Below are 15,178 nucleotides of genomic sequence, written 5' to 3'. Positions count from 1 at the left end.
CGACGACCTGGGCGAGCCCGACCTACAATGGGTCGCCACCTGTCACTACGACACCGACCAACCCCATGCCCACGTCCTGATTCGCGGACGCCGCGCCTCAGGCCGCGATCTGGTGATGCCGCGCAGCTACGTCGGCTACGGCTTCCGGGCCCGCGCCCAGGAGGTCGCGGACGGGCTGCTGGGCGACCTGTCGCGGGGCGAAGCGGAACGCCGCGTCTGGCGGGAAACGCAGGCCGATCGGTTCACCGGCTTCGATCGGCGCCTCGTGGCGTCGGCAGACGCCGAGCGCATGGTGGAAGACGGCGTGGGCGGCAACAACGCGTGGGCGGCCCTGACGCGCGGGCGCCTGCGTCGCCTGGAGATGCTCGGCTTGGCGACCCGGCAGGGCCGCCGCTACCGGTTGGACGCAGATCTGGAGACACGCCTGCGGGGGTTGCAGCTGCGGCAGGACATCATCCGCACCTGGCATCAGCGGCGGCTCGAGACCCGGCGCGCCGTCCGCGAACTGGGATCCGAGGCCGTTCGCGGGCGAGTCGTGCAGCGTGGGGCCCACGACGAGCTGGGCGGCGTGCCGTGGGTGATCGTTCGGGACCGCGGAGGCGAGGAGCACTACGCCCGCCTCGGCTTCGGGCAGACCTTGCCGAAGATCGGTCGCAGAGTGGACCTGGTCCCGTGCCCGCGCGGCGCACGGGTGCTTGAGGCCGGCCGCGGTGTCGAACTCGGACGGTAGTCAACGCTTGAGGAAGCCGTTCTCCAGATCGAGGACGGCGATCGGCATGTCCAAGGTGATCGAGGGCGACACGAGGACCACCAGCTCCCGCGGGTTTCGCGTCAGCCGCCTCAAGCTCCTTGCGAACCGTCGCGTGCGAGATGACCGCCGACGAGAGCTTGGCGACCGTGGTGATCATCAGGCGGTAGTCGCTGTCGCTGAGGTCGCGTCTCGGATTCTGGTAGCGGCGGAGGTCAACGTGGAGCCGATCGCCGTTGCCGGAGAGCACGACGTTCCGGGCCTGGAGCTTGTTCGTTTGGCGACCGTCGTCGAACCCGACCCGTTGGTGGATATCGCGATCCTAGCGCACTACTTCGTGGCCGCGCTGCCGCTGGAGGATGTTCTGGTGCGGTCCTGGCTTCGCCATAAGCCGGCGTACGCCTGCGCGCCCTTCACCTTCACCTCGGCGGCTGAGACCCTGGAGCCGGACGGCGACCTAAGAGCGCCGACCGAGGCCGAGTATCACACCGCCTTCTCGCAAGCGCGGTTGGTCATAAGCAGCACCGAGGCGCTCCGTGTCGGCGGCAAGGTAGCGCTGAACGGGTTCCTTGAAGGGTTGTCGGACCCTTCGTTTGGCGCGCGTACGGTCAACCCACGCCCAAGACGGACGAAGCCGTCTGGCGTGGCCCCGGAGCCTCCAGCGCGAACGCCACGTCCATGGGGTCGCGGTCGACCGACTCACCTGCGGGCCCACACCGGTTCCGCTCCATTGGTCCCGCCGTTGGAAGGCGACCGCGCTCTCGTTCATGGCGCCGCGGGGCATCAGCGGGCCTCGCCCGGGAACAGATTCTCCGGGCCCTGCGTCCGGTTGGCTACCGCACGAGATCATCGGGGAACTGGATCATCCAGTCATCCGCCAAGATGCCAGAGAGGTCCGGGCGATTGTCGCTGGCCGCGTCGTCATCGGGCGGCCATGGCCCAGTTGCGGCGCAACCGGACCGGCGGTTGGTGACTTGAACCACCAGCCCGTCAGGCCCCGCATGGAAGTCGAACACGGGCGCCGCTTCGCGACCTGCCCGCCGTTCCATTCTCCACCGCCATGGCCGCGTGGCCGCCCTGGCCGCGACGCCCTCGGCCTGTCCGATCTCATGAGTCCGGGCTCTAGTGGATCCGATGGGCCTTCGGCGGTCCGAACCGTCGTTCGAGGTCCTCGCGCAGCTGCTGCAGCTCTTGGTCCAGCCCCGCCAGCGTCGCGGGATCGGCGGATCGGCTCTGCGTGAGGAGGCGCAAACAACGGTCGATGATCCGCGTCGCCTCCGGCCGGCCGCGCGCCTGCAGGCGCAGGTCGAGCAGATAGAGCAGCGCTTGGTCGGTCGATTCCATCTGCCCCACTCGATGGAACGACGGTCGATGAATGACAAGACTCCAGCCCTGACGATCCGGGGGCGGAGGAAGGGACGGCCCGGCGAGGAAGCCTGGGAGTTGGCCATGTCCCGCGCCATCACTGGAACGCAGAGCTTGTCGGGGCTCGCCGCCCGGCTCGGCGGCGAATGCTATGCGGGGGGAAGCCGCGCCCTGGTTCCGGCGCCAGGCCATCGCGCCGCCGACCGGTCCGTTTCCCTGCGCCTCGTCGAGGGCCGCGTGCTGGTGCACAGCTTCGGCGCCGCCGACTGGCGCGAGGTGCTCGACGATCTGCGCGCAAGCGGCTGGATCGACGCTGAGAACCGGCTCTGTGACGGCGGCGCCGAGGGGCCGCGGCTCGTGCGCCCGGAGCCGACGCGGGCCGAGCGCCTCCGCGCAGCGCAGGCGCTGTGGGCCGCCGCCGGTCCCCTGGGGATGGACGGTCCGGCCGCGCGGCACTGCCGGGCCCGGGGCATCGAGCCGGGGGTCGATCTGGCCAACGCCTTGCGCGCCCAGGCCGCCACGCCACTCTCGATCTATCGCGATCGCGGGCCACGGCTGCCCGCGCTCCTGGCGAGTGTTTCGGGTCCGGACGGGGCGCTGACCGCTGTCGAGGTCACCTACCTCGACGCGCAGGGGCGGCGGAGCCGGCGCGCGCGGCCCTCCCGCAAACTCATCGGCCTCCTGCCCGCGGGATCGGCGGTGCGGCTGGGCGAGGGCGCCGCCGAGATGCTGGTGGCCGAAGGGGTCTTCTCGACCCTGGGCGCCATGGCGCTGTTCGGCCAACCCGGCTGGGCGCTGCTCTCGACCAGCAACCTGCGCCGCTGGCGCGCGCCGCCGGGCGTGCGCCGCGTCCTGATCGCCGGCGATCGCGGCCCAGACGGGGAGCGGTCCGCGGCGCGTCTGCGGGCCGGCCTGATCGCCACCGGCGTCACGGCGCGCGTGGCGTTGCCGCCGCCTGGCGCCGGGGACTGGAACGACGTCTGGCGGGCGGAAGGCGGGGAGGAAGGGCGGGGCGGGGCGTCCAGGCCGCAGGGGTGGTCCCGCGCGACCGGACGGGAGACTCCCCATGTCTGCGAACGCGTCCACCGTTGAGACCCTGCCGGCCCGGCTTCCAAAGCTCTTCGCCCTGCGCGACCTTGGTGTCGCGCCTGAGAACATGCGCTTCAGCGAACCGGCCGACGACGGCGTGCCGGAGCTGGCCGAGACCATCTTCGCGGCCGGTGTGCTGCAGCCGCTGACGGTCCGGCCCGGCAAACGTAAGGAGAAGCCCGGCATGGCCCTCGATGGCCGCCGGCGATTGCTGGCCCTCGAGCTGCTGCGCGACGCCGGCCGGATCACCGACGACTATCCCGTCGAGGCCTTCGTGGAGACCGATCCCGCCCGCCAGGCGGCCGCGGTCGTGCTCACCAACACCGCCGTGCCGGTGCATGTGGCCGACATCATCGTGGCCATCGGCAAGATGTCGAAGGCCAAGCTCACGCCTACGGTCATCGCCGGCGCTCTGGGGTATGCCGAGGTCGATATCCGGCGGCTCGCGGCGCTGGCCGAGCTGCATCCGAAGGCGATCGAGGCCCTGAAGGGCGGCCGCATCACCCTGCGCCAGGCCCGGCTGCTGGCGCGGCTGCCCAACCGCAAGGAGCAGGGCGAGATCGCCGAGGCGGCGATGAACGGGTTCGGCTTCCAGGAATGGCGGGTCACCGACCGCCTCAACGCCGGGCAGGTGACCGTGCGCGACCGGCGGTTCCGACTTGTGGGCGCGGACCGCTACGCGGCGGCCGGCGGATCGAGACCGACCTCTTCGGCGAACGGCCTGACGTGGTGCTCGATCCGGAGATCCTGCAGGCGGCGTGGGTGGCGCGCGCCGAGGGGCTGGCGCAGGCGCTCGCCGCCGACGGCGTACATGTCCAGGTCGCCGTGGCGCCGGCCGAGATCGACGATCCGGCGCTGGCGTCGTTCGGCGACGCCTACGGGATGGGCCTGGACGCCGAGGGGCTCGCCGCCTGGGAAGACGCGCAGAACGCCGAGCAAGAGGCCGAGGCGGCCCTCGCGGACCTCGACTGGGCGGCGGACGACGTTGATCCCGTCGTCGCCGCCTACCTGTCGGCGACGCTGGCGGCGGACCTCGCCAGCGAACCCGCGCGAGACGTGACGTTCATCCAGGTGTTCTCGGACACCGCCACCGGCGTCAGCCTGCGCGCCTTCGGCCCGCCCGCACCCGTGGTCGAGGCGGACGACGTCGATGAGGAGCACGAGGATGGCGACGATGATGAACGGTGGGAGCTGCCGTCGGCGCACCGCGACGTCACGTCGGTCCCGGCGGCTGTACCCATCGCGATCGCGCCGCGGCCGGACCTGGAGGGCGTGGGTCATGCGCTGCACGAGGTGCGTACCGATGCAGCCACCCGGGCGCTGATCCGGGCCCTGGCCGACGACCCCGGCGCGGCCCTTACCGCCCTGGTCGCCCGGCTGTTCGCCGTGTTGGTGCTGCACCAGGGCCGCGGCCGCGGTGGCGGCGCACTCACGATCGAGGCCGAGGCCTACGGCCGGCCCCGCGTGTCCCCGATCGAGGCGCTGGACGGCGACGTGCGCCGCCGGCTGGCCGACCGCCGCGCGGCCTGGGCCGCCACGGCGCTCTCGCCGATCGCCTGGGTGGCCGGGCTGGCCCACGGCGAGAAGATGGCCCTGCTTGCGGAGGTCGTGGCGCTAAGCCTCGACCTCCGCGAGGAGCGCACCACGTCGATCCGCCGATCAGCGCGGTCAGAGGCGGTGGAGGTCGCCGCCCTCTGCCAAGCTGACGTCACCCTGCACTGGACCCCGGATGAGGCGTTCCTGGGCGCGCACCCCAAGGCCAAGCTCCTCGACATGCTGGACCAGATGGGGGCCGGAGAGTCCCGCGCGGGCGCGGCCAAAAAGGACGAGCTCGTCTCGCTGGTCGCCGAACGGGCCGCCGAGCGCGGCTGGGCGCCCGCCTACCTGTCGTGGACGGCCGAGCTGCCCGAGGAGCCGGAGGCCCCCGACGAGCCGGAAAGCCCGGTTGAAGAGGGTGCGCCCGCGGCGGTCGAGGCCCCGCGCGCCGCCTGAGCGACCACCTGGCGGCGGCGCATGCCCGTCGCGAACGCCTGGCGCTCCGCACCGCCGAAACCGGTGTGGCCAGGGGTGGGCACGTCTGGAGCGTTTCGCGCCGTCCTTGCGACGGCGGCTCCCACCGCGGTGCGCTTGTCGGGTCGACGGCGCCGTTCCGGTCGCTCCGGGACGGCGCCGTCCTACTGCGCGTCGTGGGAGGTGAAGGAAGGGCGGGCGGGAGCAAGCCCGGCGGACTGGAGGGAGGCGCCTTCCGCGCCGGGCGGGAGCTCCGCCATGAACGCCGCCCTGCCCCTCTTCGCCGCCGACACGCCGGACCGCGATCGGTCCGCCAACCTGCTCGCCGCCGCCCGGACGCTGGCCCCTCACCTCTTCCGCGGCCGCCCCCTGGAACGGCGCACGGTGTCGGCCGTGCTGACCACCGCCTTCGGCGCCACGGACGCCGATGGGGCATGGGACTGGCGCGACGCCTATGACGCCATCGAGGCGGCCATGGTGTTGCAGGTGCGGCGCCTGGGGCCGCAGGTCAGCCGGCTCGAGGACGCGCCGGGCGAGATCCTGACGGCGCTGGCGGACATGGCGGCCCTGGGCCTGACCCACACCCGCCGTTCCGAGCACCAGCTGGCGCTCGACCAGTTCTCCACCCCGGCCCCTTGGGCGGCGCTGCTGGTGCTGGCCGCGCAGGTGCGCTCGGGCGACCAGGTGCTGGAGCCCTCGGCCGGAATCGGCATGGTGGCGGCGCTTGCGGAAGCCTGTGGCGCGCAGGTCGTACTGAACGAGCTAAGCGAGCGCCGCGCCGGGCTGCTGGACGGGTTGTTCCCGGGCGCGGCGCGAACGCGCCTCGACGCGGCCCACTTGGGCGACCTGCTGCCGGCCGCCGGCGCGTTCCACGTCGTCGTCATGAACCCGCCGTTCGCGGGCCTGGGGTCGCACCTCTTAGCCGCCCTGGCCTGCCTGGCGGACGGCGGCCGGCTCGCCGCCATCGTGCCGGCCACTGCGCTCTCGGATGCCGACCTGCTGGCGATGCTGCGGCGTCACGGCCGGCTGGTCGGCGGGCTCAGCCTGCCGCCAGGCGCATTCCTCAAGCACGGGACGAACATCGACACCGGTCTGCTGGTCATCGATCGCGGCGAGGGCGGGGCCGGTCTGGAGGTCGCCACGGCGGACGACCTGGCGCAGGCGGCGGCCTGGGCATCCGCCCTGCCCGCCCGGCCGACAGCGCAGGCCCGCATCGCGCGCCCAGCGCCCAGCGGCCTCGTCCCAAGGACGCGGACGCTGAGGGGCTCGACGATGGCGCTGCGGGTCGTCGAGGGGGCCGCGCCGCTCGACTACGCCGTCTGCGACTGGAGCGGCGAAGGGCGCGACGTCGGGCTCTACCAGGCTTGGCGGCCCGGCCGCATCGTCTTCGCCCAGGCCCATCCGCACCCGACGCCGCTGGTGGAGTCTGGGGCAATGGCCTCGGTGGCCCCGCCGGCGCCGTCCTACCGGCCGATGCTGCCGCCGCACCTGCGCGCCGAGGGACAGCTGTCGGACGCCCAGGCTGAGACCGTGATCTATGCCGGCGAGGCGCACGCCGCCCTGCTGGCGGGAGCGTGGACGCTCAGCGACGCGCCGCACGAGCTGCGGCGGGTCGAGGACGGGACGGAGGGCGCGGAGGGTGGGTTCCAGCTCCGGCGCGGCATGTTCCTGGGCGACGGCACCGGCGCCGGCAAGGGCCGGCAGATCGCCGCGGTGATCGCCGACAACATGGCGCAGGGACGCGTTCGCGCGCTCTGGTTCTCGCGCAATGAGGCCCTGCTGGAGGACGCCCAGCGTGACTGGAAGGCGATCGGCGGCAGCGCCCACGACGTGATCGCCCAGGCGCGCTGGAAGCTCGGCGAGGCCATCGGGCTGGAGCGCGGGGTGCTGTTCACCACCTACGCCACCCTGCGCCAGCCCGCGCGGGGCGGCCGGGCCTCGCGCCTCGACCAGATCGTGACCTGGCTGGGCGCGGACTTCGACGGCGTCGTGGTGTTCGACGAGGCCCACGCCATGGGCGGCGCGGCCGGCGGCGCCGGCGCCCGGGGGCCGAAGAAGGCCTCGCAGCAGGGCCTGGCGGGCCTGGCGCTGCAGAACCGGCTGCCGAGCGCGCGGGTGTTCTACGTCTCCGCCACCGGCGCGACGGAACCCGCCAACCTCGCCTACGCGTCTCGGCTGGGCCTATGGGGCGGGCCGGAGGCGCCCTTTGCGACACGCGCCGATTTCCTGGAGGCGGCGGAGGCGGGCGGCATCGCCTTCATGGAGCTGGTGGCCCGCGAGCTGAAGGCGATGGGCCTCTACGTGGCCCGCAGCCTGTCCTTCGAGGGCGTGGAATACACGCCGCTGGAGCATCCGCTGACCGCCGACGACGTCGCGATCTGGGATGCCTGGGCCGACGCGTTCCAGGTGATCCACGCCAACCTGGGCGCGGCGCTGAAGGCGGTCGGCGTCTGTGACGACGAGGGCAAGGTGCAGAGCGGCGCGGCCCTGAGCGCGCTGCGTTCGGCGTTCGAGAGCGCCAAGCTGCGCTTCTTCGGACACCTGCTGGCCGGACTGAAGGCCCCCACCCTGATCGCGGCGATCCGAACCGATCTCGCCGCGGGGCGCTCCTCGGTGGTCCAGATCGTCTCGACCAACGAGGCGGTGATGAGTCGGCGGCTGGCCGAGATCCCGCCCGAGGAGTGGTCGAACCTGTCCGTCGACCTGACGCCCAAGGAGTATGTCCTCGACTACCTGCGCGGCGCCTTTCCCACAGCGCTCATGGAGGCGATCGAGGGCGAGGACGGCGAGGTGACGCTGGTGCCGGTCATGCAGGACGGCCACCCGGTGCACAGCCAGGAGGCGCTGCGACTGCGCGACGAGACCATCGCGGGGCTTGCGAGCCTACCGGCGGTCCCCGGCGTCCTGGACGCCGTGCTGGACGGCTTCGGCACGGGCGCGGTGGCGGAGATCACCGGGCGGACGCGCCGGGTCGTCCTGCGCGACGGCCGCCGTGTCGTGGAGCGCCGCAGCGCCTCGGCCGCCAAGGCCGAAACCGACGCCTTCATGGATGGCCGCAAGCGGGTCCTCGTCTTCTCGGACGCCGGCGGCACCGGCCGCAGCTACCACGCCGCCCTCGATGCGATGAACCGCCAGCGCCGGGTCCACTACCTCGTCGAGCCGGGCTGGCGGGCCGACGCGGCGATCCAGGGCCTGGGGCGCACACATCGGACGCACCAGGCCTCAGCGCCGCTGTTCCGGCCGGCCACCACCGACATCCACGGCGAGAAGCGGTTCCTGTCGACGATCGCGCGGCGGCTGGACTCGCTGGGCGCACTGACCCGCGGCGAACGGCGCGTGGCCGGCGCCGGGCTCTTCCGCGCCGAGGACAACCTGGAGAGCCCCTGGGCGCGCCGCGCGCTCATGGTGCTCTACGGCGCCCTGGCCTGGGGCGAGTTGGAGAGCATGTCGCTGGGGGACTTCGAGGCCAAGACCGGTCTGTCGCTGCTGGACTCCGAGGGGCTGCTGAAGGGGGCCGACGACCTGCCGCCGATCACCACCTTCCTGAACCGGCTGCTGGCGCTGCGCATCGCCGACCAGAACGCGCTCTTCGCCGACTACGAGAAGATCCTGGCCGGCGTCATCGAGCGCGCCGCCGCCGCGGGCCTGCTGGACCACGGGGTGGAGGACATCGTGGCCGAGGACCTGCAGGTGCTGTCGGAGGAGACGGTGCGCACCGACCCTGGCTCCGGCGCGGAGACGCGGTTGATCGGGTTCAGGCTGCGCAGCCGCCGCGAGTTCCTGCGCGCCGACGAAGCGCTCGGCCTGGCCGAACGCCTCGGCGAAGCCGCCATCCTCGCCGTCAACGGCCGGTCCGGCCGCGCCGCACTGGTCGAACTCGGCCTGACCACCACCGACGACAACGACCGGCTGTTGCCGGCGGTCCGCCTGCGCCGGCCGGAGGGCAAGTCGCTGGAGACCGCCAAGGCGTTCGAGGAGTCGGCGTGGGCGCCCGCCGAGGCGGGGGCTTGGCGCGCCATCTGGGAGGCCGAGATCGCGGCGGCCGATCCCTGGCGGACGCGCGAGCTGACGCTGGCCACCGGCCTCCTGCTGCCGGTCTGGGCGCGGCTGCCGGCCAAGGGGGCGCAGGTGCGCCGTGTGAAAGCCCCGGACGGGCGGCGCTGGCTGGGCCGCGTGCTCGATGCGAGCCAGGTGGCCGCCCTCAAGGCCGCACTTGGCGTGACGAGCCTGGCCGAGGCGTGGTCGGACGGATCGCTGGTCCTGCGCGAGGTGCTGGAGCGCGGGGTGCAGCTGGGCCTCGCGGGCGGGTTCTGGCTTCGCCGCGCGCGAGTGATGGACCGCTGGCGGATCGAGGTGGTGGGCGGCGCGGGCGACCGGGCCTCGCTGGTGGCGCTCGGCTGCTTCACCGAGATCATCGCCTACACCCTTCGGGTCTTCGTGCCCGTCGACGGGCCGGACGTGGCGGCGGCCGTGGTTGGCCGCCACGCGGTCGTCCAGGCGCTCGACCCGGGGTCCTGACCCTAGTCGAGGTCGGCGGCTTCCGTGTCCGGGCCGACGGCCGCGACGATGTCGGCGTGCTCGGCCTCGCGGACCGTCCGCGCCACGTTCAGGCGCGCATTGCGGTTGGCCTTCAGGGCTTCGACGACCACCGGCGCCGCGTCCGCCAGGCTGCTGGCCGCGCCGCAGAACAGGACCTTCAGGCGCGCTGGCGGCCCTGCCGCGACCAGCAGGTTGCCGGCCATCACCGGCAGTTCTGCGGGCGCGGTGCGCCGGAAGCGGTAGCGCGCGCCCCAGAGCCCGGAGACGTCGAGGAAGTCACTCATCGCCGAAGGACTACGCGCCAGCGGCGGCGGAGGCCAGGGCCGGATGGCGACCGTTTGGGGGCGGCCGGGACGCCGAAGGGTGGCGAGGAGGGAGGGCCTCGCCGGGTGAAGCTGATCGGGGATTAGGCCTCGAAGCTTCGCTTTCATCAGGAGACTGTCATGCAGAATGTCGTGTTCGTAGGCCGGTTGGCGGCCGATCCGCAGGTGACCGAGGATTACGCCAAGGCGGTGTTCCGCCTCCTTGAGAACCGGGGTCGTGACGCCGCCGGCGAGCCACGGGTGGTCGGGGTCAATTGCGTCAGCTGGGCCAAGGGGCTCAACGAGCGCGTAATCGCCGAGGGCATCGCGGCCGGCTGCGAGGTCGTGGCGGTCGGCGCCTTCGTCGACAACCGCTACGAGGCGCGCGAGGGCGGCGAGCGCGCCGCCAAGGAGCTGGTGATCCGCTCGCTGACGGTCCTCGACTGGGCCGCCGACCGGGCAGCCGACGACCGGCGGCAAGCCGCCTGACACCCCCTTTCAGACCAAGGAGACTGACCATGCAAAGCGTGATCATCGAAGGCTATCTCGCCGCCGATCCCTCGATCCTGGCGGCCCAGGGTTCGGGCAAGAAGCGCGCCAGCTTCCGCGTCCTGGAGACCGTGCGGTTTCGGCGCGGCGACGGCCAGATGGGCGAGCGCACCACCGGCTTCAACTGCATCTGCTTCAACGAGAAGACCGCCGAGGACTACATCGGCGCCTATGCCCGCAAGGGCGCACGGGTGGTGGTGAGCGGCCACGTCGAGAACGACACCTGGACCGGCAAGGACGGGACCGCCCACTATGATCTTCGGCTGATCGTCGAGGGCCTCCGGATCAAGGACCGCCACGATCGTTCCGCGGGCCCGGCTTTGGAAGAGACCCCAATGGGCGGTGGCCTGGACGACGAAATCCCGTTCTAAGCGGTCGCCTATCGACTGTCGGAAGGTGGCCAGGCCGCGCGGCTGGCCACCTTTTGCATGTGGTCGACGACCGGGAGCTCAGGGCTTGCGGCGCGCCCGGGTGGTCCGCGCCTTGGAGAGATCTTCGAGCATGTTGTTCACCCGAAAGCCCATGCCGTTGATGTTCGGCTCGGCCATGATGTAGCGGTTGAAGGTGCGCACCGGCGTCGTCAGGAGGCGTCGGACCCGCTCGATCAGGGGCGCGCTGGCGCCGGCCGCCATGGCGTCGGCCACCTCCACGATCAGCTTCAGGCGCCGCCGCTCGAAGTAGGGATCGGTTGACTTGTGGGCGCGTAGTCGCCGCTCGGCGTCTGCGAGGGCGTCGTCATCGCCAAGCTGTGCCGCGACGCCGGCAAGGGCGAAGACGTAGTCCTCGTATTCGTTCGGCCCGAGCCGCTCCATACGGATGGCCCGGAGACCGTCATCAGCTTCCCGGGCGCGCCCCTGAAAGAGGATGGATTGCGCAAGGAATATCTCGCCTCGCGCGCTGGGATGGATATCGAGGGAGGCCCGGTAGGCCCGTTCCGCCTCCGCCGGGCGACCCGCCGTTCGGTAGAGGTCTGCGAGCTCCTCCGTGATCCGCGCACGGCCCAACGGGGTGAGATGCGGATGCGCCAGGCGCACCTCCAGCAGCGCGTGCGCCCGCTGAAAGATCGCCGGGTCCGGGCGCATCAGGCCGAGGTGCGTGAGGATCCAGCTCAGAATCCACTGGGTGACGGGATCCAGCTTGGCGTCCTCGTCGCCGAGCGCCAGCGCCAGCGCCGCCTCCAATTCCTCGACTGCCTGGTCCTCATCACACCATGCGTCGGGTAGCGGACGGCCTTGAGCGCGCGGAAGCGCAGCTGGTCGTCCAGGTCTTCGGTCAGTTCGAGCACCCGGTCGCACAGCCGAAGCGCTTTGGTCATCGAGAGTTCGTCGGCGAGCAAACCGATCCCCAGCCGCAGGATGTCGACGTCCGCTTCCTTGGGCGTCAGGGGCACGAGCTTGGCGAATTCGCGACGGGCCTCCGCCCGGTCGTCCGTCGCCATGTAGAGGGACTGAGCTTGCAGATAGAGGACCTTCCGCGGCCAGCGGGGGTCATCGATCAGCGGCCGCAGCCGCTCCAGCAGCGCCGGTGTCTCTGCGGCGCGGCCAAGGCGATAGAGCGTCTCCGCCACGGTCTCGGCATAGGCGCCCAGGCAGGTGATGTCCGACTCGACCAGCATCTTCACGGCCGGGTTGCCGGCGCGCATGGCCGGCGCCGTGTTGGTGGCGTGCCAGATCGCATGCTGCGTGAAGTCGGCTCGAGCGGCGGTCAGCGCCGCCTCCAAGTCGCCCTTGCCCCATCGCCTCGCGAAACGCCCGGCCCTGGTGGAAGCCCGGCAGGTGGCGCTGGCAGCGGCCCGCGAAGGCCAACCCCGATCCACATGGGCAAGGGGCCGTGTCGGCGGGCGTGGTGAGCACCTTCTTGCGAGACGGCGGCGAACTCCAGGGCATGGATGGCACGATAGCTCAACTCTGCCGTCCTGGCCGCCGGGCCTTGATGGGTCGGGTGGAGCGAGGTCGCGCCGGATACTGGGCGTGCCCGGCCTGCGGCCGGGTCGGGCTCTAGTCGCCTGCGGCTCCCGGAGCCCCGTGCCGGGTCTCCGCCCATCCGGGTGACGATCCCTCACGCGAAGGCGAAGCGAGGGCGGGCGGGGGCGAGCCGATCGGGCTCGCAGATCCGGAGCCGAAACCATGTCCGCGACCTCAACCTGGACCGATGATCGCGTCCAGACCCTCTCACGCCTCTGGCAGGAGGGCGCCAGCGCCAGCCAGATCGCCCGCAACCTGGGCGGCGTCACCCGCAACGCCGTGATCGGCAAGATTCACCGGCTCGGCCTGTCCGGCCGGGCCGCGCCGTCAGCGCCTGGAGCTCGGCGCGCCAAGCCGAAGCGCGAGCAGCGGCTGCGGCCGCGCTATGCGGCGGCGCCTCCCAGGCTCGTCGCGCCGCCCGAGATCGGCCTGGCGAACGTCGTGAGCATCCAACGGGGTCAGTGCCGTTGGCCGATGGGCGATCCCTTGGCCGAGGACTTCTGCCTGTGTGGGCGAAAGGCCGTCCGCGGCGCCTACTGCGACCCGCATGGGGCTTTGGCCTATCGGCCGACCGATCGGGACCACCTGCTGAAACTCGCCCGGCTGGGTTAGCGAGGCGGCGGCTCAGCACCCGGCGCAATGGCGCGCCGGACGGAGCGCCCGCCTCTGCGGGCGGGTGCAACGCCCCCACACAACGCCCTCTCATCTTGTCACGTCACCCGGCCCGTCAACGGCCTGAAGCCCGTTTCCCTCCGCTCCGCGCGGCGCGCTCCGCTCCGGTGACTGGCCGGGACCCGACGTGGCCAAGACTGAGGTCGTTGCGCGTGAGCGCGCATCGGCGATTCCCTCAAATCTGGAGTCCTTCGATGACCTTCTCCCTTCATGCCTTCTCGACCTCGGATACCGCGTTCGACGTGCAAGCCTCGGCGCTGGAAGATGTGCGCCCGCATCCCACGGAAGACGCCCTGGCGCAGCTAGGACAGGCGGTGATGACCGAGCTGCTCGACCTGATTGGCGACACAGCCCTGGAGGATGTGCAGACCATCCTCGCCGAGAGCCTCATCGGCGCTTTCCATTCGGCGGCGGGTCGGATCGAGCGGGAGGCCGACCGCTCACGGGACCGGATGCGGAGCCTGGAGCGCGACTTCGACGGCTCCGAGATGGCCGACACCGAACTGCAGGAAGCCACGGCCTCGACACGCGCGGCCGATGGGGCGCAGGCGGGCTGCGAATTGATCCGCGACGCCGCAGCGGAGATCTACACCACGGCGACCGGAGAGGTCTGGACGCCCTGGCGCGGCAGCCGGCGCGGCACGCAACTGACCGCGGCCCAGCTGGAGGCCAAGCAGGCGCTGCGGGCGATCGAGCGGCGCCGGTCGACCGAGGCCGATCCTGGGGGCCCGGTGGTGGCCTTCCGGGCCGCCCCGTTCGCGGACAGCCAGGCCGACGGCAATCGCATCTTCGACGCCTTGAACTGGGCCCGGTCGCAGTGGCCGGACATGGCGCTGGCGACCACCGGCGCCAAGGGCGCTGAGCGGCTCGCGATCCGCTGGGCGCAGCAGAAGGGCGTGACGCTCGTGCTCGCCCGGGCCGACTTCGACCGGCACGGTAAGGCGGCTCCCTTCCGGGCAAATGACGAGCTGATGGCCCTGGAACCCACCTGCTGCCTGACCCTGGCGCAGTCGCTCGACGAGGCGCGCGCGACCGGCTCGCATCCCTTCGGGCCGGCGCTGAACCTGGCGCAGCAGGCGACCGCACGTGGCGTGCAGCACGTGGCGATCCGGGTCCGCGCAAACTGAACTCCACACGAACCGTCCTTGACCCGCTCGGCTTCGGCCGGGCGGGTTTTTCCGTTTTGGCCACCCTGGAGAGACTCGGTGTAACGACGTGAGTGGTGGCGTGGCGTTGACGTGATTTGGTTTGCGGCGACTTGGTTGGTGTTGATGTTCGCGGGGAATTTGGGGTTTAGGGCAAGATAAAAGGAGTGCTTTGCTCTTGGGTTTGCTTTAGGTTTTTCTGGAACTTAGCATGCCCTTCGCTCGATCCCGCGACTTGCGGGGACGTGCGGGTCCAGAGATCTCTTGGCGAGGTATCATGCTGGCCCGAGATGCGATCCAGGTTCGGCTGAATTCCGCTTCGGCCTCGCGCGCCCCGCATCGAATTGCGCGCCTGCCCACGCGGGTCAAGGCGGATCACGCGCCGGCCCGCACAGCCATCCTGCAGCGCCTGGCCGCTTCTCGCCTCTTCGCGCTCGGCGATCGCGCCGGCGTCCTCAGGATCGCCCAGGCGCGTTCAGGCCGTCTCTTCCGACTGGACGTCCGGCAGCGCGTCATCGTGAAGGCCCTGGTGTCGCGGCACGCGGGAGCGGGCGCCGCCCGGGGCGCAGCGCTCGCCGCGCATGTCGCCTATCTGGGCCGCTCGGGAGCCGGGATGGAGGGCGCACGGCCGGAGTTCTTCGACCGCGCGTCGGACGAGGTTGATGCGGCCGTCACTCAGGGCTGGAGCGGCGACCGCCACCACTTCCGCTTCATCCTGTCGCCCGAGCATGGCGACCGGATCGCCGACCTTCGACGCTTCACGCGGGAGACGCTACGGCGCGTCGCCGACGACCT

At 71.9% G+C, this 15,178-nt stretch carries 12 protein-coding genes and 1 pseudogene; 9 read left to right on the top strand and 4 right to left on the bottom strand.

Annotation, left to right across the window (positions count from 1 at the left end):
• Positions 1 to 730 (top strand): DUF3363 domain-containing protein (locus tag QZV94_RS15500; protein ID WP_293678807.1); only part of this gene is annotated, 730 nt, incomplete at its 5' end.
• A gap of 1,140 nt (positions 731 to 1,870) precedes the next feature.
• On the opposite strand, the gene QZV94_RS15495 is transcribed toward QZV94_RS15500, so the two are convergent.
• Positions 1,871 to 2,092: a hypothetical protein gene (locus QZV94_RS15495; RefSeq protein ID WP_293678806.1), complete on the bottom strand. Its 222-nt coding sequence runs from the start codon at positions 2,090 to 2,092 to the stop codon at positions 1,871 to 1,873.
• A gap of 105 nt (positions 2,093 to 2,197) precedes the next feature.
• Between QZV94_RS15495 and QZV94_RS15490 the strand changes: the two genes are divergently transcribed.
• The 3 genes from QZV94_RS15490 to QZV94_RS15480 all read left to right on the top strand — a co-directional run bounded on the left by QZV94_RS15490 (position 2,198) and on the right by QZV94_RS15480 (position 9,730).
• Positions 2,198 to 3,205 (top strand): toprim domain-containing protein, encoded by a 1,008-nt coding sequence (locus tag QZV94_RS15490; RefSeq protein WP_293678805.1) that lies wholly within the window; start codon positions 2,198 to 2,200, stop codon positions 3,203 to 3,205.
• Positions 3,180 to 4,262, top strand: coding sequence for a ParB N-terminal domain-containing protein (locus QZV94_RS15485; RefSeq protein ID WP_293678804.1), 1,083 nt, complete (start codon positions 3,180 to 3,182; stop codon positions 4,260 to 4,262). Before QZV94_RS15490 ends, QZV94_RS15485 begins: the two co-directional genes overlap by 26 nt.
• Before the next feature lie 1,208 nt (positions 4,263 to 5,470).
• Positions 5,471 to 9,730: a strawberry notch family protein gene (locus tag QZV94_RS15480; protein ID WP_293678803.1), complete on the top strand. Its 4,260-nt coding sequence runs from the start codon at positions 5,471 to 5,473 to the stop codon at positions 9,728 to 9,730.
• A gap of 2 nt (positions 9,731 to 9,732) precedes the next feature.
• Here the strand turns inward: QZV94_RS15480 and QZV94_RS15475 are convergent, their stop codons facing one another.
• Positions 9,733 to 10,035: a hypothetical protein gene (locus QZV94_RS15475; RefSeq protein ID WP_293678802.1), complete on the bottom strand. Its 303-nt coding sequence runs from the start codon at positions 10,033 to 10,035 to the stop codon at positions 9,733 to 9,735.
• A gap of 159 nt (positions 10,036 to 10,194) precedes the next feature.
• On the opposite strand from QZV94_RS15475, the gene QZV94_RS15470 reads away from it, so the two are divergent.
• Together QZV94_RS15470 and QZV94_RS15465 are read left to right on the top strand one after the other, a co-directional pair.
• The gene (locus QZV94_RS15470; RefSeq protein ID WP_293678801.1) at positions 10,195 to 10,542 is read left to right on the top strand and encodes a hypothetical protein; all 348 of its coding nucleotides are present in this window, start codon (positions 10,195 to 10,197) and stop codon (positions 10,540 to 10,542) included.
• A 29-nt stretch (positions 10,543 to 10,571) separates the two neighbouring features.
• Positions 10,572 to 10,973, top strand: coding sequence for a single-stranded DNA-binding protein (locus tag QZV94_RS15465; RefSeq protein ID WP_293678800.1), 402 nt, complete (start codon positions 10,572 to 10,574; stop codon positions 10,971 to 10,973).
• Between the two features lie 78 nt (positions 10,974 to 11,051).
• On the opposite strand, the gene QZV94_RS15460 is transcribed toward QZV94_RS15465, so the two are convergent.
• Both QZV94_RS15460 and QZV94_RS15455 read right to left on the bottom strand, forming a co-directional pair.
• On the bottom strand, positions 11,052 to 11,783 hold the full coding sequence (locus QZV94_RS15460; protein ID WP_293678799.1) for a hypothetical protein: 732 nt from the start codon (positions 11,781 to 11,783) through the stop codon (positions 11,052 to 11,054).
• Positions 11,711 to 12,322 carry a hypothetical protein gene (locus QZV94_RS15455; protein WP_293678798.1) on the bottom strand — a complete coding sequence of 204 codons (612 nt, stop codon included), beginning with the start codon at positions 12,320 to 12,322 and terminating at the stop codon, positions 11,711 to 11,713. The genes QZV94_RS15460 and QZV94_RS15455 overlap by 73 nt, the downstream gene beginning before the upstream one ends.
• A gap of 406 nt (positions 12,323 to 12,728) precedes the next feature.
• Between QZV94_RS15455 and QZV94_RS15450 the strand changes: the two genes are divergently transcribed.
• The 3 genes and pseudogenes from QZV94_RS15450 to QZV94_RS15440 all read left to right on the top strand — a co-directional run.
• Positions 12,729 to 13,178 carry a GcrA family cell cycle regulator gene (locus QZV94_RS15450; RefSeq protein ID WP_293678797.1) on the top strand — a complete coding sequence of 150 codons (450 nt, stop codon included), beginning with the start codon at positions 12,729 to 12,731 and terminating at the stop codon, positions 13,176 to 13,178.
• Positions 13,179 to 13,432: 254 nt separating this feature from the next.
• On the top strand, positions 13,433 to 14,365 hold the full coding sequence (locus QZV94_RS15445; protein ID WP_293678796.1) for a DUF2493 domain-containing protein: 933 nt from the start codon (positions 13,433 to 13,435) through the stop codon (positions 14,363 to 14,365).
• A 295-nt stretch (positions 14,366 to 14,660) separates the two neighbouring features.
• Positions 14,661 to 15,178 (top strand): annotated as a pseudogene (locus tag QZV94_RS15440) (type VI secretion protein); the annotation flags it as partial.

This window comes from uncultured Phenylobacterium sp. (genome assembly GCF_902826855.1).
Classification (GTDB): Bacteria; Pseudomonadota; Alphaproteobacteria; order Caulobacterales; family Caulobacteraceae; genus Phenylobacterium.
The sequence above is the reverse complement of the archived record's forward strand: the minus strand, read 5'-3'. Positions and strand labels throughout refer to the sequence as shown.